Origin of the sequence: Metabacillus bambusae, from assembly GCF_017497975.1 — a bacterium.
Lineage (GTDB): Bacteria > Bacillota > Bacilli > Bacillales > Bacillaceae > Metabacillus > Metabacillus bambusae.
The window spans coordinates 12,700-35,719 of the sequence record NZ_JAGDEL010000010.1; the positions used below are offsets into that span (position 1 = coordinate 12,700).

Genomic DNA, 23,020 nt, shown 5'->3' on the forward strand with positions numbered 1-23,020 from the left:
TCATGTATTAGTGCTAAGAGATTACCTAAAGATGGGAGGTTCCTTATGTTTAAAACGAGCATTCGAAATAAGCTTATTGTTCTTTTATTACTCATAACAATCGTTCCATTTGGAACCTCGATTGTTATTACTTATTTATATACGAAAGAGTCATTAAAGGACGAATTCGTACAGGAAAATGTGAATCTTTTATACCAAGGAAAATTAAACTTAGAAGGGTATGTTGGAGAGTTAAAGAACTTAACATTATCGTTTTATAATAACATTGACTTTATGAATTATTTACGAAATCCAAGTCAAGATGATGATGATTATATAGCTCAAGAAAGTGTTAAAAATGTCATTTTAACGATCCTTTATGCAGAAAAAAATATCAATCGAGTCAATATTGCTGTTGAGGAAGACAATCAAAATGTTTCTGTTTCAAAGAGATCAGGTGTAGTGTTCTCACCAGTAGTAAAGAATCTAGATAAAGATAGTTATGAGAAGGCAAGGAATAATTCTAATTTTATTTATATTGAACCAATGCATGTCCTTCAAGAGGAAAGTATAGTCAAAGATAAAAAGGAAAATAAGGATGTAATTAGGTTACATCGAGCGTTAATCGACGTTCCTTCAAACAAATTGCTAGGATATATTTCATTAGATATCGCACCTGATCAAATCATTGATATAAGTGAAAAGCTATATGTTAAAGACAAAGAGGAATTCTATATACTAAGTCCAGAGGGAGAACTTATTTTTCGTTCAAATAGTGAAGTATCTGAAAGTGAAGAATGGATAACTAATGTATTAAATTCCACAGGAACCAGTGGAACAATGGAATGGGAAAAGGATTCATTTCGTGGATTGATGATGTATGACAAGATTTCTGAATCATCAGGCGGTTGGATATTAGTGAAACGTATTCCATACACATCTGTCTTTGAAAGTGCGATGAGTGTAGCGAAAATCAACATCATTTTTGGTGTAATTGGTTTATGCCTTGTGATTATGGCAACGTTTTTTGTTTCCTTTAAAATTACATCACCAATTCGAGTTCTTCTTCAAAATATTAAAAAGGTTGAAGAAGGGAATATGAATGTTCATTTCGAATCATTAGGAAATGATGAAATAGGGATTTTAGGAGACCGTTTCATCCAAATGATTGGAAAGATTAATCATCTCATTAATCGGGAATATAAACTTGAGCTTGAGAATAAGACAAATCAATTAAAGGTTCTACAGTCACAGCTCAACCCGCATTTCTTATATAATTCTCTCCAATCTATTGGCACTTTGGCCTTAAAGAACAATGTACCTCAAGTGTATACACTTGTAACACATCTATCTAAAATAATGAGATACGGAATGAATATTGATGAAGATTTGGTGCCTTTAACAAAGGAAATTGATTATACAAAGGCTTTTTTATTACTACAGAAAGAAAGATTTGGAGACCAATTTGAGTATTCATTACAGTTTGATGAGGAAGTATTAACAATAGAAGTTCCAAAAATGATTCTTCAGCCAATCATTGAAAACTATTTTAAGCATGGTTTTGATAGTAGTGATGAATCGATCGGGCAATTAATGATAAAGGGAAAGAAAGAAAATGATCAGCTTGTCATCACTATTCATGATAATGGAAAAGGAATAAGTGAACATCGACTTAGTGAAATTTATCAGTCCTTTGACAAAGATAAACAGAAAATTGATACCAATGGAACAAATATTGGATTAAGAAATGTTTATTTTCGTTTAAAGTTATATTTTAATGAGAGTGCTAATTTTCACATTCAAAATCATAAGGATGGAGGACTTCTTGTTATACTAAGGCTACCGATAGAAACAGGAGGTGGGACGGATGAAGGCGATTATTATTGATGATGAGAAACATGTAAGAGATGGTTTATTGTTATTAGGAGAGTGGGACCGCTTTGGTATTCATGAAATATTCGAGGCGAAAGATGGAGAAGAAGCGAAAACATTGATCCTAGAGCATCGACCTGAAATCATTTTTACGGATATGAATATGCCAAAACTAGATGGGATTCAGCTGTTAAAATGGCTGCATGACGCGGAAATAAATAGCAAAACAATTGTGGTAAGCGGCTATGATGATTTTCACTATATGAGAAATGCCATTACGTATGGAAGCTTTGACTATATTTTAAAGCCGATAGAACCAGATGTTTTAAATGAGACATTAGAAAGGGCTACAAAGGAATGGAAGAAGCAAGCCTTAATGAGGGAGTCTACGCTAGAAAATACACGAGTGATGAATGAAATTAAACCGTTATATTGGGATCATTTATTCACAGGTATTATTAACAAACCAACAATTCCCTCTGATGCTAAAGAGAAGATTCATAAAGAATTTGGGATAAATCTTACAGAGGTCCAATGCACAATTACATTACTATCAATTAACTCGATTATTTCAAGGTATTTTGAGGGAGATAAAGATTTAGCGTTTTTTACGACGCTAAATATATGTAATGAAATAGTTTGGTCAAATCGTAATGGTGTTTGTTTTAGAAATGTAAACAAGGAAGATGAGATTGTAATTCTCTTGTGGAATCATAAAAATCAATTCGATTTACTTGAAAAAATTCAAGCGTGTATTTTTAAATACTGTCATATAAAAATGACAATGGCTGTCGGTAAACCTTCACAGCAGTTACATGAAACCTATCAATCTGCAATACAAACAATGCTAAAACATAATATCGTAGAAGCGAATAAAAAGAAGATTGTTTCCTATCAAGACATTTCTTCAAGTCCTTTACTCCATATATTAGATTATACTCAGGAGATTATGTGGGCATTGCAGAGTGGGAGTATTGAGCAAATGGATGAGGTGCTAAATCGCATCTTTTGTTCATTACAATCAACCCATATTCTATCATTTGAACAAATACAAGTATGGGAAAATCAGTTTGAACTTTTAAGGAAGAATTGGCTAAAGGAATACAATATTAACGAGCAGATATCCCAATATAATGGAAAAGATTATTGGGAAGATGATGGCTCTTTTTCATATGAGAAATTTAAAGAAGAGAAAAGGAAGGAATTTCATGAATTAATTCATTCTTTATATAAAGTAAAATACCAAAAGGAAAAGAATAGTATACAAGAAATTGAGTCATTTTTAAGAAATAACTATGAGAGAGATATCCCACTACAGGAAATCGCTGATCGTTTTTATTTAAGTAGAGAGTATATTTCTAGAAGATTTAAAGCGGAATACAATGAAACGATTACAAATTACTTAACGAATATTCGGATTGAAAAAGCGAAGGAACTTTTAGAAAACCCTCATTTGAAAATATATGAAATATCATTTAAGGTTGGCTATCAAAATGAAAAGTATTTTAGTAAAGTGTTTAAAAAAGCGGTAGGTCTTACACCGAATGAATACCGAGTATCAATGATGTCTAAGTAGGCAGTGTTACTTTAATAGAATAGCAAGAGTCTGTACTCCAAATATATATATAGCTTTTTTCTTAGTCAAAGCTAATATATTTGATTTACGGAGATCAGACTCTTTTTTTGAGAATTAAGCTTTGTATCTAAATGAATAAAAAATTCCCTATATCATTTCCATCTTTTTCAGGCTTATCAAAATGTTTAACCCATTCGTTTTCTATAAACTTGAATAGTATAAAGGTAAAACCTGTTAAGGAGGTAAATATGTGGAGGAGTATGAGGTGAAGATCAAAGAGCTTGAAATAAAGCTAAAAGAGCTTGAACATCAACTTGAGCACTTTGAGGATATCCATTCAGGTCATCTCGATGAAAATGACGTTAGAGCACTTGTTGATCGTATTTTAACAGAAAAAGAGTATGTAACGAAGAAAGTGATTGAGAGTATAATCAATGAGAGCAACTTACAATTAGTGAAATGGATAGTAGGAACAGGGATAAGTGTTGCCGCAGTCGTTGCGAGTATTATTCAATTTATTTAACTAACCCAAGGCAGAATTCCACTATTTCAAGTACAAAAGTGGTAGGTGTGAGGTTCATTATAGATCTTTCAAGTAATGAAATAGAGAAACTCATAGGTTCGAGTTTCTCTATTTCGGGATTTATCTCTATGGAAACATGTATAGTTTGTCTTTATCTAAAACCAAACCAATACATACTACTCTGCTTATAAATATGATGCAATTAAATCAGCGTTACCTTTAAGGGTAAATTCACCAAACTCATTTGGTAACAAGAAATGATCACCTTTTCTAAAGCTATATGTTGTACCTTGGTGAACTAATTCTCCTTCACCATCAATAACACTAACCAAAGTGAATGGTTTTTCTTGTATTAGAGAGGCTGTACCTGAAAGATTCCATTTTTGTACAGTAAAATAAGGACACTCTATATATGTTGTAATTTCCACACCATCAATTTGTTTTGTTTCCGGTGAAACCTTTGTATGTGAAGATGGTGTTTCGGTTACTTCAATGCTTTTTTCAATATGTAGTTCACGTAGGTTTCCTTCAGCGTCTTTACGGTTAAAATCAAAAACACGATACGTTGTATCAGAATTTTGCTGTGTTTCTAGTATGATCGTTCCAGCTCCGATTGCGTGAATCGTGCCACTTGGGACGAAGAAGAAGTCGCCAGGCTTGATTTTTACTCTTCGTAAAAGTTGATCCCATTCACCTTTTTCAATCATACTAATTAATTCTTCTTTTGTTTGTGCGTGATGACCATAAATAATTTCAGCGCCTTCTTCACAATCAATAATATACCAGCATTCTGTTTTTCCTAGTTCGCCATTTTCGTGGACTCTAGCATACTCGTCATTAGGATGAACTTGAACAGATAAATCTTGGTTGGCATCAAGGATTTTCGTTAATAGTGGGAAGCGATCGCCGGCAATATTTCCAAATAGATCTCGGTGCTTCTCCCAAAGTTCACCTAAGGTTACACCTTCATATTGACCGTTCTTAACAACACTCTGTCCATTAGGATGTGCAGAAAAAGCCCAGCATTCACCTGTAGTCTCAGTGGGGATATTATAATGAAAGGATGTAAGCTGTGTTCCACCCCATATTCTATCTTTAAAAATTGGCTTAAAAAAAAGTGGTTCATTACTCAAAACGTTAATTCCTCCTTATTCATTTTTACCTAGTCTATTTTATGATAAAAATTTCAAAATGCATAATCTTTTTAGTTCTTGCTTAGGAAATTCTAAAATTCTTGTACTGTGGATAAGCGCACGACATCCAGCTCCAACGCCTAGCCCCTCTTGGGTTTACAGCCACTTAAGAATTGAAGGTAAAGAACACCTTCTATTCTTAAGCGTCTTATTTGCCCAAGACTGTTCAAGGCGCTTGCGCTTTTGTTCTCGTTTAGGAAATTCTAAAATTCTTGTACTGTGGATAAGCGCACGACATCCAGCTCCAGCACCTAGCCCCTCGAGGTCATAAGCTAATTTAGAATTGAAGGCAAAGAACGCCTCTATTCTAAATCATCCTATTTGCCTGAGGCTGATCAAGGCGCTTACGCTTTTGTTCTTTACCTTAGTAGATAGTAAAAGAAATTTTTAAAAAACATCTTGATTAATAGTTGTACAGGTTATATACTAATTAAGTAACTTTTCCGACTTCCATCGACAACGTTCGACAAATTTATATAAGAATAATGTTGATTATTGTTGCGAAGCTTGTTATAATTTAAAACGTGTTCTTGCGGGTGTAGTTTAGTGGTAAAACCTCAGCCTTCCAAGCTGATGATGAGGGTTCGATTCCCTTCACCCGCTCCATACATAATAATCGGGTGCAACGCAGTGTTTCGTTTCTTAGATAAACGATGCATTGCGTTTTTTATTATGTAAAAATAAAAAGTAGGATGCTTTTAAGCACCCAATCAAATGACACTAAACTCAGCTGTACCACCATGTATTTGTGTGAACATATTTGATAATGCTTGTAATAGATTAATCGCCTCATCTTTTTGAAGTGAAGGCTGAAAATAGATAAGATGAAGTGCTTGAGTTGTGTCAGATGTAACAGCTGTTCGTTTTGAATCAACATAAGGACTTCCGAAAGCTCCGTGTTGATCAGCGGATACTAGTTTCTTTGATAAAGACACCTCACGCTCATTAATAGCAATATACGAGTCCTGTTCATTGCCTATTTTGATTACAACATCTCCATCGAGATAGCTAACATCATAAATTCCTAAAGGAATTTTGTATTGAAGGGATAAAAAGTTATTCATATCAACTGCTGAGTTTACTGTATGTAAATATTGTTGTTTTTGCACACGACGATATAGCGCCTCATTAGATGGACGGTAACGGTTTGGATCGGTACCAATTGTTTTAAATAGTTTTCTCCATTCATTAATTGCTGGGATATCAGAGACTTTTTGATCTGCATAATCAAAGTATAAGGATTCTTGAAACAATCGTAATCGACCCATAAGCATTTGAGGAGAGTCGGAAACCTGTATATCTTGATAATGAACGACTCCGATTTTAAATTCAGGTACTAATTGCTTTAATTCATCACTAATTAGAATTTCCATTATTTTTACCTCCACAATGGTAGTGCTGTTATTTTACCATAATAAGAGGGTTGAAACGTTAGATCTGCTTGATAGAGAAAGAAGGGAGGGAAAAGCTATGAATATCGAGCAATTAAAAAAAGAAGTCATTGAATATAGTAAAGAGATTGGCATAGATAAAATTGGATTTACTAGTGCAAATATGTTTGAAGAACTAAAACAACGCCTCATCACACAGCAGGAGCAAGGATTTCAATCTGGGTTTGAGGAGTCAGACATAGAGAAACGGGTCACACCTGTAAAACTTTTACCGAAAGCAAGTTCAATTATATCAATCGCTCTAGCTTACCCTTCTAAGATGAAAAATGCCCCTAAAAGTACGAGAGAGGATAGACGGGGAATTTTTTGCCGTGCTTCATGGGGACAGGATTATCATACTGTATTACGTGATAGATTAAGTAAATTAGAGGCCTTCTTAAGAGAAAAGGTGCCTGATATTCAAATTAAATCGATGGTTGATACAGGTGAACTTTCAGATAGAGCTGTTGCAGAACGGGCTGGAATTGGTTGGAGTGGCAAAAATTGCTCCATAATAACTCCTGAATTTGGTTCTTATGTTTATTTAGGAGAAATGATAACGAATTTTCCTTTCCCTCCTGACACGCCGATGGAGGATCAATGTGGAAGCTGTACAAAATGCTTAGATGTTTGCCCAACTGGTGCACTTGTTCAAGGTGGTCAGCTTGATTCGTCAAAATGTATTGCGTTTCTAACACAAACAAAAGGGTTTTTACCTGACGAATATCGGTCAAAAATAGGAAACCGTATTTATGGTTGTGATACCTGCCAAACAGTTTGCCCGGTTAATAAGGGGAAGGACTTTCATTTTCACGAAGAAATGGAGCCAGATCCAGAAATCGCCAAGCCGAAATTAAAACCACTGCTTAAAATTAGTAATCGGGATTTTAAAGAGAAATATGGTCATATTTCTGGATCGTGGAGAGGGAAAAAGCCATTACAACGGAATGCGATCTTGGCACTAGCACATTTTAAGGACACAACTGCAGTTCCAGACTTAATTGACTTGATGCACCATGATTCAAGACCCGTAATTCGTGGGACTGCTGCATGGGCAATTGGGAAAATCGGTGGGGCAGATGTTGAAAAAGAGCTGCATAAGGCCTACGAGAATGAGAAGGATGAAGAAGTGAGAGAAGAAGTTAATAAAGGATTGGCTTTTTTGGGAGGAAATGATATGGATGAATCAAACAGGCTCAATTCACGGAAGTCGTGAATTGAGCCTGTTTCTTATCATTTAAGGTTGTCTACTTATTCGATTCTTTTAATAAATCTCTTATTTCCTTTAAAAGTTCTTCTTTCGTATCTACTACTGGAGCTGCAGCTTCTTCCTTCTTTTTAAATCGATTAAAGAAACGAACGACCAAAAAGATTGAAAAGGCAATAATGAAAAAATCAATAACTGATTGAATAAACGCTCCATATTTAATGACTGAGTAAGATAGGTGGCTAAAATTGACTCCTCCCATAAGCAGTCCAATAATTGGCGTAATGATATCATTTACAAGGGATGTAACAATTTTACCGAAAGCAGCTCCAATGACAACTGCAACAGCTAAATCTAATACATTTCCTTTTAATGCAAATTTTTTAAATTCTTGTAACATCTAAGTTCACCTCTATTATTTAGTAATCCTTAGTATAATTGTTAAATTGGGTGAAAACAATCAGACGGATGTTCTATACCCTTTCCTAAAGTAATAGTGTCTAAAAAACATTTTATCGACATTTCTATTCACCATTTACATACCTTGTAGTAAATATAGGATGGTGGTGAGGACGTTGAAACAAATGATCGCAGAATTAAATGAACTGAAGCTTCAGATGCTGATTAATAAAAAGATGCGAAATACTGATCGAAATGATCATGAACTTCAGGCGATTGAACGCAAACTTCTTTCAAGTGAAAATAGGAAAACAGAGGTTGTAAAAGGAAGTGCTCAAGTAAGAATTACGAAGGTGGAAGAGCAATCTCAGGATCTAAAGGATGCATTGTATATATGTCACTTCAAATGGTTAATTAAACAACAAGATTCTTTTTATTTAGAGGAACGAATCGAGCAGCGTATGGCTCGTTTTTATCGAGATGAGTTAGTTGAAGACCGAATGATTGATAATCATGAAAATGTGGTTGAATCTGACATTCAAATTGAAGAACCACGAAGCAAGGATTCTTTTATTTATGATCGGCTTGCAGCTGTTCAATATGCAGAGCGATGGTGGAATAGTACCAATTCAATCTATAAAAATTTTGAAGTGAATTGTACCAACTTTATTTCTCAATGTCTCCATGCAGGCGGTGCTTCAATGCGAGGGTATCCAAATCCTTCCTCGGGATGGTGGATGCAAAGTAACAAATGGAGTTATAGTTGGTCTGTAGCAAATGCGATGAGAAATTTTTTTATCCATTCAAAGGCTGGATTAAGGGCAGAAATGGTCGACAATGCTGAACAATTAATGCCAGGTGATGTTATATGTTATGATTTTCAAGGTGATGGCCGTTATGATCACACAACCTTTGTTGTAGCAAAGGATAAAGAGAATATGCCGCTTGTGAATGCGCAAACTTATAATAGTCGCATGCGTTATTGGTCATATGAAGATTCTACTGCATATACACCAAACATAAAGTACACATTTTTTCGAATCATTGATGATACGAGTTCGAAATAACAATGGTATAATGTTGTAGTAAAAACGGGCGCTTGCGCTTTTCTAATAAATAGTTGAGGTGAAAAATTTGGCTTTACACGTAGTATTATATCAACCAGAAATTCCTGCAAATACAGGGAATATTGCGCGTTCTTGTGCAGCAACAAACACAACTCTTCATTTGATCCGTCCATTAGGTTTTTCTACGGATGATAAAATGTTAAAACGAGCAGGATTAGACTATTGGGAATATGTAAATGTCGTTTATCATGATTCATTGGACGAATTATTTGAAACTTACGCTGGTGGAGAATTTTTCTACTTAACAAAATTTGGCCAAAAGCCACATACAACATTTGATTATAGTAACGTAGAGAAGGATTATTTCTTCGTATTCGGAAGAGAGACAACAGGACTACCTAAGGATTTAATTGAGGCAAATATGGATAGATGCTTACGTTTGCCGATGACAGAGCATGTCCGCTCGTTGAATCTATCCAATACAGCAGCAATTTTAATTTATGAAGCATTAAGACAACAAGATTATCCTGGTTTAAAATAAAAAATAGCCCCTTGTACACTAGGTACTGGGGGCTATTTTTTATTTTTTTACGCCTGGCTTGCTTTCATATCCTGCAGTGAAAATAGCTGTTAAAAACGCTAAGCTAACGCCAATAACTAATAAAAAGTTCATTGATGTACCTCCTAAGGATCATTCAATACTTCTAGTATGGAAGAATGAAGAATATATGTGTAGAGTACCCTTACATAGCTAGTTTCATTATAACTCATTCAATTTGTGATGTGAATGTGTAACAACTTTTTTCAAAAAAATATCTCCAATGTCGTAGGTTGTAGGAAGCTTTTTAACATCTTAGAAGAATGTTAAAGGACATCCTCGCATAAAGTGTATTAATCTGCACGAGTTTTTTACAACTACGACCAATGATGGGGGAGGTCCTTATGGATATTTTAAAGAAAATTGAAAAGTATAGGGAAGATGAGCAACGTTTAAAGTGGGAAGGAACCTTCGTAGAATATTTGGACATTGTTAAGGAAAAGCCTTGGGTTGCACAATCAGCTCATTCAAGGGTTTACAATATGATTAGAGATGCTGGGATTGAAGAGGTTGATGGTAAACGAACATATAAGTTTTTTGATCACCAGCTGTATGGGTTAGAAAATGCACTAGAACGATTAGTCGAGGAGTATTTCCATCCTGCGGCAAAAAGATTAGATGTTAGAAAGCGTATTTTACTATTAATGGGTCCAGTAAGTGGTGGTAAGTCAACACTTGTTACCATGCTCAAAAGGGGATTAGAAACATACTCGTTAACAGATAGAGGCGCTGTTTATGCGATTAAAGGCTGTCCAATGCATGAAGATCCATTGCACCTGATTCCACATCATTTACGTGAAGACTTTTATGATGAATATGGGATTCGAATTGAAGGAAATCTTTCACCGTTAAATGTGATGCGTTTAGAAGAAGAGTATGGCGGACGAATTGAAGATGTCAGAGTTGAACGTGTATTTCTTTCCGAGGACAAACGCGCAGGGATTGGAACATTTAGTCCATCAGATCCAAAGTCTCAAGATATTGCTGACTTAACAGGAAGCATTGATTTTTCAACGATAGCAGAATATGGATCAGAGTCAGACCCGCGTGCATATCGCTTTGACGGTGAGTTAAATAAAGCGAATCGAGGTATGATGGAGTTCCAAGAGATGCTTAAATGTGATGAGAAATTTCTCTGGCATTTGCTTTCCTTAACTCAAGAAGGTAATTTCAAGGCAGGTCGTTTTGCATTAATCTCTGCAGATGAATTAATCGTAGCACATACAAATGAAACGGAATATCGTTCATTTATTTCAAATAAAAAGAATGAAGCTCTTCATTCTAGAATTATCGTCATGCCTGTTCCTTATAATTTAAAAGTGACAGAGGAAGAGCGCATTTATGAAAAGATGATAAACGAAAGTGATGTATCAGATGTTCATATTGCACCACATACGTTAAAAGTAGCAGCTATGTTTACGATCTTAACACGTTTGAAGGATCCGAAACGTGGTGATATTGATCTCGTTAAGAAAATGAGATTATATGATGGAGAAAGTGTCGAAGGCTTTAATTCTGTTGATCTCGTTGAACTTCAAAAAGAATACAATGATGAAGGTATGTCAGGCATCGATCCGCGTTATGTCATTAATCGTATTTCATCAACAATTATTCGTAAGGAAGTACCTTCTATTAATGCACTTGATGTATTACGTGCACTTAAAGAAGGCCTTGATCAACATGCATCAATCTCAAATGAAGATCGTGAGAAATACTTAAACTTCATTTCAGTAGCACGTAAGCTATATGATGATATGGCGAAAAAAGAAGTTCAAAAAGCTTTTGTCTACTCTTATGAAGAATCAGCAAAAACGCTAATGGATAACTACTTAGATAATGTGGAAGCTTATTGTAATAAAAACAAGCTTCGTGACCCATTAACTGGTGAAGAAATGAATCCAGATGAGAAACTAATGCGTTCAATTGAAGAACAAATAGGTATTTCGGAAAATGCGAAAAAAGCGTTCCGCGAAGAAATTCTTATTCGAATCTCAGCATATGCACGTAAAGGAAAGAGATTTGATTACAATTCACATGAGCGTTTACGTGAAGCAATCCAGAAGAAGCTTTTTGCTGACTTAAAAGATGTTGTTAAAATTACAACGTCTTCGAAGACACCTGATGAACAGCAGCTTAAGAAGATCAATGAGGTTGTCGCACGTCTAATTGATGAGCATGGATATAACTCAACCTCAGCTAATGACTTATTGCGTTATGTAGGTAGCTTATTAAATAGATAAAAAGGGAATGACGGGCTGACAATTTTACGATTGTCAGCTTTTTGCCCCTTATAGAAGGAAAGAAACTACTTTCACTTATCTGGTTGTCTTAGAATCTTTTATTGATAAAGATTAGTGAGTTAAGCTTTTGTTTCCAGATTCTATGACTTAAACGGGCTAGTCCAACAAAGGGAAAGAATACATTACATATGTATTTTATTTGAGACCATGGTTAACAAAGAACCCTTGAACTTCAATGACTAGGGACTTGTCTCATTTTAATTGATTCCATATTTATTTTCTAAATTATTTGTCAATAAATCGAATCTTTCGCATAGGATAGAGTAATCCAATGAAATACAAGACTGATTGGGTACGGAATTTATTCATCCACGTTAATGTATGCTAAAAATTCATGTTATGTGACTCTTTTTTCAAAAAAATTATTGGAGGGGGAATTGTTTATATGTCAGGTAAAGAAGAACAAAATTTTGTTATTTCACAAGAAGATTGGACCCTCCATCGTAAAGGCCAGGATGATCAAACACGCCATCAAGAAAAAGTACAAGAAGCGATTCGCAACAACCTTCCAGATCTCATTACAGAAGAAAGTATTGTTATGTCTAATGGGAAGGATGTTGTGAAAATTCCAATTCGTTCACTGGACGAATATAAAATTCGTTATAACTATGATAAGAATAAGCATGTTGGCCAAGGAGATGGAGAAAGTAAAGTCGGCGATGTTGTAGCGAGAGATGGCTCACAGGCAGATGCGAAGGGTCCTGGAAAAGGTCAGGGAGCAGGAGATCAAGCAGGAGAAGATTATTATGAGGCTGAAGTATCTATTTTAGAGCTAGAAGCAGCACTCTTTAAAGAGTTGGAGCTTCCAAATTTAAAGCAAAAGGAACGAGACAATATTGTCATTGAGGATATTGAATTTAATGATATTAGACGTACAGGATTAATGGGTAATATTGATAAAAAACGAACAATGCTTGCCGCTTATAAACGGAATGCAATGTCAGGAAAATCAAATTTTCATCCGATTTTTCCTGAGGATTTAAAATATAAAACTTGGAATGAAGTTGTTAAACCTGAATCAAAGGCTGTCGTAATTGCCATGATGGACACTAGTGGATCGATGGGTCTCTGGGAAAAATATATGGCAAGAAGCTTTTTCTTCTGGATGACAAGATTCTTAAGAACAAAATATGAGAAAGTTGATATCGAGTTTATTGCCCATCACACTGAGGCTAAAGTTGTCACAGAGGATGATTTCTTCTCAAAAGGTGAGAGTGGTGGAACAATCTGTTCATCCGCTTACCGAAAAGCACTTGAGGTTATAGAAGAAAAATATAACCCATCACGCTATAATATCTATCCATTCCATTTTTCAGACGGCGATAATTTAACTTCAGACAATGCGAGATGTGTGAAATTAGTCGGGGAACTTATGAAGGTTTCCAATATATTTGGTTATGGTGAAGTTAATCAGTATAATCGCCACTCAACCTTAATGTCCGCATATAAAAATATCAATGATGAGAAGTTCCGCTACTACATCCTCAAGCAAAAAGCAGATGTTTTCCAAGCAATGACGAGTTTCTTTAGAAAAGATGATGAGAATAAATTATATGCATAGTTAGAAAAGGCCCTGACTCATTTTATTTTGAGCAGGGCTTTATTTATGTTTAGGAAATTATAAAATTCTAGTACTGTGGATAAGCGCTAGGCATCCAGCTCCAGCGCCTAGCCACTCTTGGGTCTACAGCCACTCATGAATTGAAGGTAAAAAACACCTTCTATTCATGAGCGTCTTATTTGCCCGAGGCTGTTCAAGGCGCTTGCGCTTTTGTTCATCGTTTAGGAATTCAGGCATTTCATAAGTAATTCAGAAATATCTTCCTTACAAAAAAGATAATTTTAGGGCATGATAATAAAAAATATTAGGAATAAATAACAACTTATTTTTCTTTATTAACTCCGGAGGTTGGTTTTATTGGCAACAGAACTATTGATATTAGGAGTCCTAATTATTTTAAATGCCTTTTTTGCAGCATCTGAAATCGCATTGATCTCATTAAACGATAATAAAGTTAGGATAATGGCAGAAACTGGAGATAAAAAAGCGAAAATGCTCTATAGTCTCCTATCAGAACCTAGTCGTTTTTTAGCTACAATTCAAATTGGAATCACACTTGCCGGGTTTTTAGCAAGTGCATTTGCAGCAGAAAGCTTTGCAGGAAGGTTAGCAAAAACATTACATGAAATGGGTGTTCCGATCACTGAGGAATTATTAGGTACCATTTCAGTTATTGTGATTACACTAGTTTTATCCTATTTTACTTTAGTTTTAGGTGAGCTCGTACCTAAGCGACTGGCATTACAAAAGGCAGAAGCAATCTCAATGTTTGCTGTTATGCCTTTAACGATTTTATCTAGAGTATCATCACCATTTGTTAAATTATTGACATTATCAACAAATTTTATCGTTCGACTATTTGGAGTAGATCCAAATGCAGATGATGAAAATGTAACCGAAGAAGAAATACGGATGATGGTTGACGTTGGGAAAGAAAGAGGTACCATCCAAGAAACTGAAAAAATGATGATTAATAATATCTTTGAATTAGATAATAAAACAGTATCAGATATTATGACACATCGGACAAATATTATTGCTATTCCCTTTAATTATTCTTTACTAGAGACTGTACGCTTAGTGAATATTGAAAAATATACAAGGTTTCCGGTTTATGAAGATAAAATTGATCATATTGTTGGGATATTACATGTTAAAGATTTAATTCAGTTTGTTGAAAATTGTGATGAACAAACTTATAACTTAAAAGAATTACTCAGGGAACCCTATTTTGTTTTAGAATCAAAACGGATAGATGAACTATTTAAAGAAATGCAAATGAATAATATTCATATGGCGATTGCTATTGATGAATATGGGGGAACAGATGGAGTCGTGACAATTGAAGATGTTATTGAAGAGATTGTCGGGAATATCTTTGATGAATATGATGATCGAGGTTTAGATGAAGAAGAGATTTTGGAGCTTGATGACAAGACATATCTAATTCCTGGAATGACAAATCTTTATGTTGTGGAAGATTTATTAAATATCAATTTCCCAACGGAAGATGTTGATACATTAAGTGGTTTTGTTATTGGACAGTTAGGATATATACCTAATGAACATGAAAAACCTGAAGTTGAATTTGAAAACATTTTATTTAAAGTAGAAAAAATGGATGATAAACGAATTATGCTTCTGAGGGTATCAGAATTAGAAAAAGGTGAAATAGAAGAAAGTGAATAAATTAAAATGCCTGAAACCAATTTCTGAAATATGGAGTTGGTTTTAGGCATTTTAGTAGTAAAAATCTTAAGACATATGTAAAATGAACATTGACGTTCGAAATGAAAGGGGATACATATGACGTACTATGCTAATAAAGATCGATATCGTGATATGAAATATAATCGAGTTGGAAATTCTGGTTTGTTATTACCTGCTATTTCATTAGGGTTATGGCATAACTTTGGTGGAGTAGATCCATATGAAAATGGAAGAGCGATGTTGCGCAAAGCCTTCGATTTGGGAATTACCCATTTTGATTTAGCGAACAACTATGGACCACCACCAGGTAGTGCAGAAGAAATGTTTGGAAAGATAATGAAAACAGATTTTGCTCCTTATAGGGATGAGATGGTGATTTCAACGAAGGCTGGATACCACATGTGGGATGGTCCATATGGTGAATGGGGATCAAAAAAATACCTAATTGCAAGTCTTGACCAAAGCTTAAAACGTATGGGACTAGACTATGTTGATGTGTTTTATTCTCATCGTCCTGATCCAAACACTCCTTTGGAAGAAACAATGGGAGCCCTTGATCAAATTGTTCGACAAGGGAAGGCATTATATGTTGGGATTTCAAGCTATGATGCGGTCCAAACAGCTGAAGCAGTTAAAATTTTAAACAACCTAGGAACACCTTTACTAATCCACCAGCCTAGTTATTCCATGTTTAATCGTTGGATTGAGGATGGCCTACAGGATGTATTATCTGAAAATGGAGTAGGATCAATCGCATTCTGCCCATTGGAACAAGGGCTATTAACAAATAAATATATCTCAGGCATTCCATCTGATTCACGAGCAGCCAAGGCTAATACTTACTTAGATAAAGATAGAGTCACAGACCAAGTATTAAATCGTGTAAGTCTATTAAATGAGCTTGCTGTAGAACGAGGACAAAACCTAGCCCAAATGGCATTGGCTTGGGTCCTTCGCGAAGGACGTGTTACTTCGGCTCTCATCGGTGCTAGTAAGGTGAGCCAGATCGAAGAGAATGTTGCTGCACTAAATAACCTTGAATTTACTGCAGAAGAATTAGCTAGAATAGAAGAGATACTAAAAAAATAATTTCAATCTATAAGATGATTAATGGCTGACTATCATACTTAGACTTCACTAGTTTTGAAGATCTAATTGTTTTAGTCAGCTTTTTTGGCTCTTTCCTGCTCATTCTTACGAAACGACGAGATAAAAGTGAAATTTGGCGAGATCTCAGAGAAAAAAGATGAGACATCCTCGTAAAACGGCGTGATGAACCATCAAAAGTATTAGGTAGAAGATACGGCTGTTCAGATGGGAATTGTTATACTAGGTTAAAGTTTTGGATCAATCCTTTTATATATATTTTTAGTTAGAGGAAGATAGAAAACTCGAGCTTGGCTTTTCTTTTTAATAATCATTTTGCAATCTTAAAAAAGAAGGGGTATGATTTTTCTATCAGGTGTATTTTGTGGAGGGAATATGAAGGAATTAACATTTACATCATATGAACAATTTCAGCAATTTATTAAGCATAAGGCTATGGAAAAGGCAGTTATGAGAGGACTAAAGGATGAAAAATTATCCACATTTAAAACAGAATTTAAAGAAAGAGCAAATAAAATGTGGAAAGAAAATGATTGTGATCATTGGATAGAAAAGCATGGTTATGTAGTCATTACGGTTTGGAAGGATGAAATAGGCAAGAGGAAAATTGCGAGGGGACGGCCCAAAAAATTAGATTCTGACAAATTTAATCGTACAATTAATGTGCGACTTGATGAGGAAGCTTATGATAAACTCACCCAATACTGTAAGGAAAAAGACATCGAAATATCTGAAGCTATTAGGCAATTAATCAATAAACTCTAAATTAATAAGGACTTAATTGAACTATTATTAGGTTAGTGAATAAAGGCAACGCTCTAAGTAGCGTTGTTTTTATTTATCGTTTAAATTATAAAATTCTAGTACTGTGGATAAGTGCTAGGCATCCAGCTCCAGCGCCAAGCCCCTCTTGGGTCTACAGCCACTCATGAATTGAAGGTAAAAAACACCTTCTATTCATGAGCGTCTTATTTGCCTGGGGCTGTTCAAGGCGCTTGCGCTTTTGTTCCTAGTAGCAAGGGTAAAGAATCAAAATGTGGACATTTTATGAAGGTGTTGAAACAAATAAAAATAATTGGAAAATAATCCTTTTCACTTTTTATTTTTTGTGATACATTAAATACTGAAGTTGATAATCAATCTCATTAACACAGATTCTTGAAAATAGAACTTGCACATAAAAGCAGGTATATTTTTTTACATGCAAATGATAATGATTATCATAATTAGCACGCAACCATTTTTCAAGGGATGTTAGATATGTCAAAATTATATTTATGTATTGCACTGTTTCTACTATCTTGCTGCTCAATTTTTATAGGTGTCATTGATTTAACTCCGAAGGATTTACTTCAATTAACAGATGAAAATACAAAAATCTTACTGTTAAGCCGATTACCTAGATTAATTAGTCTTATTATTGCAGGAGTCAGCATGAGTATATGTGGTCTCATCATGCAACAGCTAACGAGAAATAAGTTTGTTTCACCTACAACAGCAGGTACAATGGATTCTGCAAGATTAGGTGTACTAGTATCAATGCTGTTATTTACTTCTGCGAGTCCCATTCAGAAAATGATTGTTGCCTTTATATTTGCCCTTGTCGGTACGTTTCTATTTATGAAAATATTAGACAAAATTAAATTTAAAGATACAATTTTTATTCCACTTGTCGGACTTATGTTTGGTAATATTATAGGCTCGATCACCACCTTCTTTGCGTATAAACATGACCTTATTCAAAATATTGGATCATGGCTTCATGGTGATTTCTCACTCATTATGAAAGGAAGATACGAGCTTTTATACATAACGATTCCGTTCGTTATCTTGGCATATCTATTTGCAAATAAATTTACAGTTGCAGGTATGGGTGAGGATTTTTCAAAAAATCTTGGCCTTCATTATCGAAAAATTGTTAATATTGGTCTGGTAATTGTGGCGCTTATCACAACTAGTGTTGTGTTAACAGTCGGGGTAATTCCATTCCTCGGATTGATCGTTCCAAATATCGTCAGTATTTACCGAGGTGATCATTTAAGAAAGAGTTTGCCAGAAACAGCGCTGTTAGGAGCAGTATTCGTATTATTTTGCGACATCATTGGTCGAATCATTATCTTCCCATACGAAATATCTGTGAGTGTTATTGTCGGTGTGCTCGGAAGTGTGATTTTTGTGTACTTGTTAATGAGGAGAAGGGCATATGCGTAAGAAGACACTGATACTATTAGGAATGGTCATAATTGCAGTAGCGTGCTTTATCTTTTACGATATCGGGCCAAATATGGATTATGTCCTCCCTAGAAGAGTTACAAAGGTTGCAGCTATCATCGTTACAGGTGCTGCCATCGCCTTTTCAACAATTATCTTTCAAACGATAACAAATAATAGAATCTTAACACCAAGTATTATTGGCCTTGATGCCTTATACATACTCTTACAAACTATTATTATCTTTATTGCTGGTTCGATGTCATTTTTTATCTTAAATGATTATGTTAACTTTCTACTTGGCGTCGTATTAATGGTTATTTTCTCAACATTATTATTTGGGTTCTTGTTCAAGCGGGAAGAAAATATTTATTTTCTATTGTTAATTGGCATAATTATTGGAACATTATTCGGAAGCCTATCAGAATTTATGCAAATATTGATTGATCCAAATGAATTTTTAATGGTGCAATCAAGAATGTTTGCTAGCTTTAATAATATACAAACAGACCTTCTAGTGATTTCGGTAATTTTAATGGCATTAGCTATCATCTATTATCTACCTAACCATAAATATTTAGATGTGCTTTCATTAGGGAGAGAGCATGCGATTAATTTAGGGGTAGACTACGATTTAGTAGTGAAAAAGTTATTAATCGTTGTGGCGATTTTGATCGCTATTTCAACTGCTTTAGTCGGTCCGATTACATTTTTAGGACTACTGGTTGTCAATGTGACACACGAATTCTATAAAACTTACAAGCATAAACACTTAATTATGGGCTCAATCTTAATTAGTATTTTGGCTTTAGTAGGTGGTCAATTCATCGTAGAAAAGATATTTACGTTCTCAACAACAGTTAGCGTTATTGTTAATTTTATAGGAGGCGTGTATTTTATCTATCTACTATTAAAGGAGAATCGATCATGGTAGAGGTAAAAAAAGCAACGAAGAAATATGGACAGAAAACAGTAGTAGATGATGTTTCTGTTAAGATTGCAAAAGGGAAGATTACTTCATTCATTGGTCCAAACGGTGCTGGTAAAAGTACACTTCTATCTGGTATCAGTCGGCTTATCAAGGTGGATGAAGGTGAAATATATATAGGTGATCAAAATATTCAAAATGTAAAAACAAATGATCTTGCAAAGCAAATTTCAATTTTGAAGCAGGCGAATTCAATCAATATTCGTTTAACTGTAAGGGAACTCGTTGCCTTTGGACGTTTCCCATATTCTCAAGGTCGCCTAACAGATGAAGACTGGGAGGCTGTCGATGAAGCTATTGCTTATATGGGACTAGATGATCTACAAGAACGCTTTTTAGACCATTTAAGTGGAGGGCAGAGACAAAGAGCCTATATCGCAATGGTTATCGCACAAAATACAGAATATGTCTTACTAGACGAACCACTAAATAACTTAGATATGAAGCATTCTGTGCAGATCATGAAAAATTTGCGAAAACTTGTAGATGAGCTTGGAAAAACAGTAGTGATTGTCCTACATGATATTAACTTTGCATCCTGTTATTCAGATTATATTGTTGGTTTAAAGGATGGCAAGGTAGTAAGAGATGGAACAAAGGATGAAATAATGGATACCGAAGTTCTAAAGGAAATCTATGATATGGATATTCCTGTGCAGACAATTAATGGCCAAAAAATCTGTGTTTATTTTTCTTAATGGTAATAACGATTTTGTTTTGTAGTCAATGAATGGGGGAAACCCCTTTATTTTAACAGTCATAGTGATAATGATTATTATTGTTAATTGTCGTAACTTCAGATGCAAAATCTATAATAAAAAAATTTATGAGGTGATAGTAATGAAGAAATTAGTAACATTATTAATGACAGCATTATTTATTTTCGTACTTGCTGCTTGTGGAGCAGAAACAACAAGTGAAGAGCCTAAGGCAAAAGAAGCATCAACTGAAGCTGCTTCTGAGGATACAACAGAAGGTGCTGAAGCAGAGAGTGAAGAAATTACAATCACACATGAATTAGGTGAAACAACGTTAATGACAAATCCAGAAAAAGTCGTAGTTTTTGACTTTGGGGTTCTTGATACTTTAGACAAACTAGGTATTGAAGTTGCAGGTCTTCCACAAGATAATGTTCCAGACTATTTATCAAAATATACAAGTGAAGATTATACGAATGTAGGAAGTCTGAAAGAAATTGATTATGAAAAATTAAGTGAAGTTGCTCCTGATTTAATTATTATTTCCGGCAGACAAAGTGATTTCTATGAAGAATTATCAGAAATTGCACCAACTATCTACCTTGGTGTAGATACAACGAAATATATGAAATCTTTTGAAGGAAACATGAACACAATTGGTCAAATCTTTAACAAACAAGAAGATGTAGAGAAAGAAATTACAGCAATTAAGGAAACAATTACTTCAGTAGGAGATGCTGCTGCTGATAAAAATGCACTTGTTATTCTTTTAAATGATGGTGCTATTAGTGCATATGGGTCTGGCTCACGCTTTGGAATTATCCATGATGTAATGGGTGTCCCAGCAGTTGATGATGGAATTGAAGCCTCTACACACGGACAAAAGGTAACATTCGAATACATTGTTGAAAAAGACCCAGATTATCTATTTGTTGTCGATCGTACAGCGGTGGCAGGTGGTGAGACATCTGCAGAGGAAGCTTTAGAAAATGAATTAATTAAAGGCACAAAAGCTTATAAAAATGATAACATTGTTTATCTAGATCCAGCGGTATGGTATTTATCTGGCGGCGGATTAGTTTCTGTAAATGAGATGGTAAAAGAAGTAGAAACAGGATTAAAATAAGGTTAGGAGAAAAACAGTGGAACCAAAATGGTCCACTGTTTTTCTTGTCGTTTAGGAAATTATAAAATTCTTGAACTGTGGATAAGCGCACGACATCCAGCTCCAGCGCTTTTGTTCTTAAAGAATGAATTTTCTCTAATAACCAATAATAGTAATCATCATATTATTTTGTGTGAAGGGGAGCAGCATGCTTAAGTATAATAAACAATCAAAAAACATAGAAAGAATTGAATCGTTTACACTTCCAACCACTGACGAGATTATTTGGTTTCATATTGAAAATAAGTCATATCAAAAAACACTTGATACAATAACTGAACAGTTAAAGGTACATCCTTTAGCTCAACGGTTTATGGAAGAGTTTAGTGATCTTCCAAAAGTAAATATATTTAAGAATGAAGCTGTTATCTCATTATTTTCAATTGAAGAGGATTTTCAACCGGTAAAAATAAACATACTTGTTGGTACTAATTTCATCATTACGCGTGAGCAAGATAGTAATCTTCACTTACTTTCAGAAATTATAAAACACTTTGAAGAAAATCCTGAGCATATGTCCCATACTGGTTATATTTTGTATCGGATCATTGATAAAGTATCGATCGAGTTTCTTCGTGCAGTTGATGAAATCGCCGATGAAATTCAAGCTTTAGAAAAAAGTGTATTTAAAGATCCATTCGAAAATAAGATTGGCAAAAAGGCGTATCGCTGGAAAGCAAGATTACATGATTTAAGGCAAATTATTGAACCTCAAGAAAACGTCATTAAATCAATTGGTCAGTCAGAATTTCCTTATATAAATGAAGATTCGGGGTTCTATTTTCAGGACTTACAACACAATTATGCTCGGATCATTAGTGCCTTTGATACGTTTATAGAAAACATGGCAAGCATTTTCAACCTACAGCTTTCATTAAAATCAGATCATACAAACACAATTATGAAAACGCTAACTCTTGTAAGTGTGATTTTTATTCCAATGACCTTTATTGCAGGATTATATGGGATGAATTTTGAATACATGCCTGAATTGAAATGGGACTATGGGTATTTATATGTACTTTTGTTGATTTTTGGATTAGGAATTGGAATTGCTTTGTATTTTAGAAATAAAGGTTGGTGGGGAAAAAAGGGTGAATCTGAAAAAACAAAATGATCATGATTAATAAAAAGAATTTTGCAGAATGGGGTTTGCTGATGACAAATTATTCCTAACTGTATTTTTCGTTTTCTAACTTCAAAAATAACTTCTGTCTAGTACGTTTGTACTTTAAGAAAGGCTGTTTTCGCAAACTTTGTTGCTATTTACCAAGTTGTACGGTGTGGTTGATTTCCGCTCCAGATGCTCGCTTTCCGCGTGGCGGGCGGTGAGCCTCCTCGGCGTAATCGCCTGTGAGATCTCACCTGTCCCGCTACTCCCGCAGGAGTCTCGCAATCGTTCCAATCAACCTAAAACAGTTTTTGTTTTAAAAGCA

The 23,020-nt window shown here is 34.8% G+C and carries 19 protein-coding genes and 1 tRNA gene; 17 read left to right on the forward strand and 3 right to left on the reverse strand.

What is annotated here, in order from left to right; all coding sequences use genetic code 11:
- Window positions 1–45: 45 nt before the first annotated feature.
- The 3 genes from I7822_RS14125 to I7822_RS14135 all read left to right on the forward strand — a co-directional run bounded on the left by I7822_RS14125 (window position 46) and on the right by I7822_RS14135 (window position 3,950).
- On the forward strand, window positions 46–1,866 hold the full coding sequence (locus I7822_RS14125) for a sensor histidine kinase (RefSeq protein WP_207979200.1): 1,821 nt from the start codon (window positions 46–48) through the stop codon (window positions 1,864–1,866).
- Window positions 1,847–3,427: a response regulator transcription factor gene (locus I7822_RS14130; protein WP_207979202.1), complete on the forward strand. Its 1,581-nt coding sequence runs from the start codon at window positions 1,847–1,849 to the stop codon at window positions 3,425–3,427. Before I7822_RS14125 ends, I7822_RS14130 begins: the two co-directional genes overlap by 20 nt.
- Before the next feature lie 250 nt (window positions 3,428–3,677).
- Complete coding sequence (locus tag I7822_RS14135; protein ID WP_207979203.1) at window positions 3,678–3,950, forward strand: hypothetical protein; 273 nt, start codon at window positions 3,678–3,680, stop codon at window positions 3,948–3,950.
- 185 nt (window positions 3,951–4,135) lie between these two features.
- Here the strand turns inward: I7822_RS14135 and manA are convergent, their stop codons facing one another.
- Window positions 4,136–5,083 carry a mannose-6-phosphate isomerase, class I gene (gene manA / locus I7822_RS14140; protein ID WP_207979205.1) on the reverse strand — a complete coding sequence of 316 codons (948 nt, stop codon included), beginning with the start codon at window positions 5,081–5,083 and terminating at the stop codon, window positions 4,136–4,138.
- A gap of 592 nt (window positions 5,084–5,675) precedes the next feature.
- Between manA and I7822_RS14145 the strand changes: the two genes are divergently transcribed.
- Window positions 5,676–5,749, forward strand: a tRNA-Gly gene (locus tag I7822_RS14145).
- A gap of 104 nt (window positions 5,750–5,853) precedes the next feature.
- Here I7822_RS14145 and I7822_RS14150 read toward each other — a convergent pair.
- Entirely contained in the window at window positions 5,854–6,516 is a 663-nt protein-coding gene (locus tag I7822_RS14150) for a B3/B4 domain-containing protein (protein WP_207979207.1), read from the reverse strand.
- Between the two features lie 97 nt (window positions 6,517–6,613).
- On the opposite strand from I7822_RS14150, the gene queG reads away from it, so the two are divergent.
- Window positions 6,614–7,789: a tRNA epoxyqueuosine(34) reductase QueG gene (queG, locus tag I7822_RS14155; RefSeq protein WP_207979214.1), complete on the forward strand. Its 1,176-nt coding sequence runs from the start codon at window positions 6,614–6,616 to the stop codon at window positions 7,787–7,789.
- Window positions 7,790–7,820: 31 nt separating this feature from the next.
- Here the strand turns inward: queG and mscL are convergent, their stop codons facing one another.
- Complete coding sequence (gene mscL / locus I7822_RS14160; protein ID WP_207979216.1) at window positions 7,821–8,180, reverse strand: large-conductance mechanosensitive channel protein MscL; 360 nt, start codon at window positions 8,178–8,180, stop codon at window positions 7,821–7,823.
- A gap of 184 nt (window positions 8,181–8,364) precedes the next feature.
- Here mscL and I7822_RS14165 point away from each other — a divergent pair, with 184 nt between their 5' ends.
- From I7822_RS14165 to I7822_RS14220, 12 genes are all read left to right on the forward strand, one after another.
- A complete protein-coding gene (locus I7822_RS14165; protein WP_243459480.1) occupies window positions 8,365–9,246 on the forward strand; it encodes an amidase domain-containing protein in 882 nt (293 codons plus the stop codon).
- A 58-nt stretch (window positions 9,247–9,304) separates the two neighbouring features.
- Window positions 9,305–9,787, forward strand: coding sequence for a tRNA (uridine(34)/cytosine(34)/5-carboxymethylaminomethyluridine(34)-2'-O)-methyltransferase TrmL (gene trmL, locus I7822_RS14170; protein WP_207979226.1), 483 nt, complete (start codon window positions 9,305–9,307; stop codon window positions 9,785–9,787).
- Window positions 9,788–10,188: 401 nt separating this feature from the next.
- On the forward strand, window positions 10,189–12,084 hold the full coding sequence (locus I7822_RS14175; protein ID WP_207979228.1) for a PrkA family serine protein kinase: 1,896 nt from the start codon (window positions 10,189–10,191) through the stop codon (window positions 12,082–12,084).
- A 445-nt stretch (window positions 12,085–12,529) separates the two neighbouring features.
- On the forward strand, window positions 12,530–13,705 hold the full coding sequence (gene yhbH, locus I7822_RS14180; RefSeq protein WP_207979230.1) for a sporulation protein YhbH: 1,176 nt from the start codon (window positions 12,530–12,532) through the stop codon (window positions 13,703–13,705).
- Between the two features lie 357 nt (window positions 13,706–14,062).
- A complete protein-coding gene (locus tag I7822_RS14185; protein WP_207979232.1) occupies window positions 14,063–15,394 on the forward strand; it encodes a hemolysin family protein in 1,332 nt (443 codons plus the stop codon).
- Window positions 15,395–15,511: 117 nt separating this feature from the next.
- Window positions 15,512–16,504: an L-glyceraldehyde 3-phosphate reductase gene (mgrA, locus tag I7822_RS14190; protein ID WP_207979234.1), complete on the forward strand. Its 993-nt coding sequence runs from the start codon at window positions 15,512–15,514 to the stop codon at window positions 16,502–16,504.
- Between the two features lie 393 nt (window positions 16,505–16,897).
- The gene (locus I7822_RS14195; protein ID WP_207979236.1) at window positions 16,898–17,287 is read left to right on the forward strand and encodes a hypothetical protein; all 390 of its coding nucleotides are present in this window, start codon (window positions 16,898–16,900) and stop codon (window positions 17,285–17,287) included.
- Between the two features lie 495 nt (window positions 17,288–17,782).
- Entirely contained in the window at window positions 17,783–18,733 is a 951-nt protein-coding gene (locus I7822_RS14200; RefSeq protein ID WP_207979238.1) for an ABC transporter permease, read from the forward strand.
- Window positions 18,726–19,667: an iron chelate uptake ABC transporter family permease subunit gene (locus tag I7822_RS14205; protein WP_207979239.1), complete on the forward strand. Its 942-nt coding sequence runs from the start codon at window positions 18,726–18,728 to the stop codon at window positions 19,665–19,667. The genes I7822_RS14200 and I7822_RS14205 overlap by 8 nt, the downstream gene beginning before the upstream one ends.
- On the forward strand, window positions 19,661–20,419 hold the full coding sequence (locus tag I7822_RS14210) for an iron ABC transporter ATP-binding protein (RefSeq protein ID WP_207979242.1): 759 nt from the start codon (window positions 19,661–19,663) through the stop codon (window positions 20,417–20,419). Before I7822_RS14205 ends, I7822_RS14210 begins: the two co-directional genes overlap by 7 nt.
- A gap of 142 nt (window positions 20,420–20,561) precedes the next feature.
- Window positions 20,562–21,545 (forward strand): siderophore ABC transporter substrate-binding protein, encoded by a 984-nt coding sequence (locus I7822_RS14215; protein WP_207979244.1) that lies wholly within the window; start codon window positions 20,562–20,564, stop codon window positions 21,543–21,545.
- A gap of 187 nt (window positions 21,546–21,732) precedes the next feature.
- Window positions 21,733–22,701 (forward strand): magnesium transporter CorA family protein, encoded by a 969-nt coding sequence (locus I7822_RS14220; RefSeq protein ID WP_207979246.1) that lies wholly within the window; start codon window positions 21,733–21,735, stop codon window positions 22,699–22,701.
- Window positions 22,702–23,020 lie beyond the last annotated feature (319 nt).

What these genes read in the sequence shown, in the direction of transcription:
- I7822_RS14125 (WP_207979200.1), top strand. Translation starts at nt 46, where the DNA reads ATGTTTAAAACGAGCATTCGAAATAAGCTTATTGTTCTTTTATTACTC.
- I7822_RS14130 (WP_207979202.1), top strand. Translation starts at nt 1,847, where the DNA reads ATGAAGGCGATTATTATTGATGATGAGAAACATGTAAGAGATGGTTTA.
- I7822_RS14150 (WP_207979207.1), bottom strand. Translation starts at nt 6,516, where the DNA reads ATGGAAATTCTAATTAGTGATGAATTAAAGCAATTAGTACCTGAATTT.
- queG (WP_207979214.1), top strand. Translation starts at nt 6,614, where the DNA reads ATGAATATCGAGCAATTAAAAAAAGAAGTCATTGAATATAGTAAAGAG.
- mscL (WP_207979216.1), bottom strand. Translation starts at nt 8,180, where the DNA reads ATGTTACAAGAATTTAAAAAATTTGCATTAAAAGGAAATGTATTAGAT.
- I7822_RS14165 (WP_243459480.1), top strand. Translation starts at nt 8,365, where the DNA reads ATGATCGCAGAATTAAATGAACTGAAGCTTCAGATGCTGATTAATAAA.
- I7822_RS14175 (WP_207979228.1), top strand. Translation starts at nt 10,189, where the DNA reads ATGGATATTTTAAAGAAAATTGAAAAGTATAGGGAAGATGAGCAACGT.
- yhbH (WP_207979230.1), top strand. Translation starts at nt 12,530, where the DNA reads ATGTCAGGTAAAGAAGAACAAAATTTTGTTATTTCACAAGAAGATTGG.
- mgrA (WP_207979234.1), top strand. Translation starts at nt 15,512, where the DNA reads ATGACGTACTATGCTAATAAAGATCGATATCGTGATATGAAATATAAT.
- I7822_RS14195 (WP_207979236.1), top strand. Translation starts at nt 16,898, where the DNA reads ATGAAGGAATTAACATTTACATCATATGAACAATTTCAGCAATTTATT.
- I7822_RS14200 (WP_207979238.1), top strand. Translation starts at nt 17,783, where the DNA reads ATGTCAAAATTATATTTATGTATTGCACTGTTTCTACTATCTTGCTGC.
- I7822_RS14205 (WP_207979239.1), top strand. Translation starts at nt 18,726, where the DNA reads ATGCGTAAGAAGACACTGATACTATTAGGAATGGTCATAATTGCAGTA.
- I7822_RS14210 (WP_207979242.1), top strand. Translation starts at nt 19,661, where the DNA reads ATGGTAGAGGTAAAAAAAGCAACGAAGAAATATGGACAGAAAACAGTA.
- I7822_RS14215 (WP_207979244.1), top strand. Translation starts at nt 20,562, where the DNA reads ATGAAGAAATTAGTAACATTATTAATGACAGCATTATTTATTTTCGTA.
- I7822_RS14220 (WP_207979246.1), top strand. Translation starts at nt 21,733, where the DNA reads ATGCTTAAGTATAATAAACAATCAAAAAACATAGAAAGAATTGAATCG.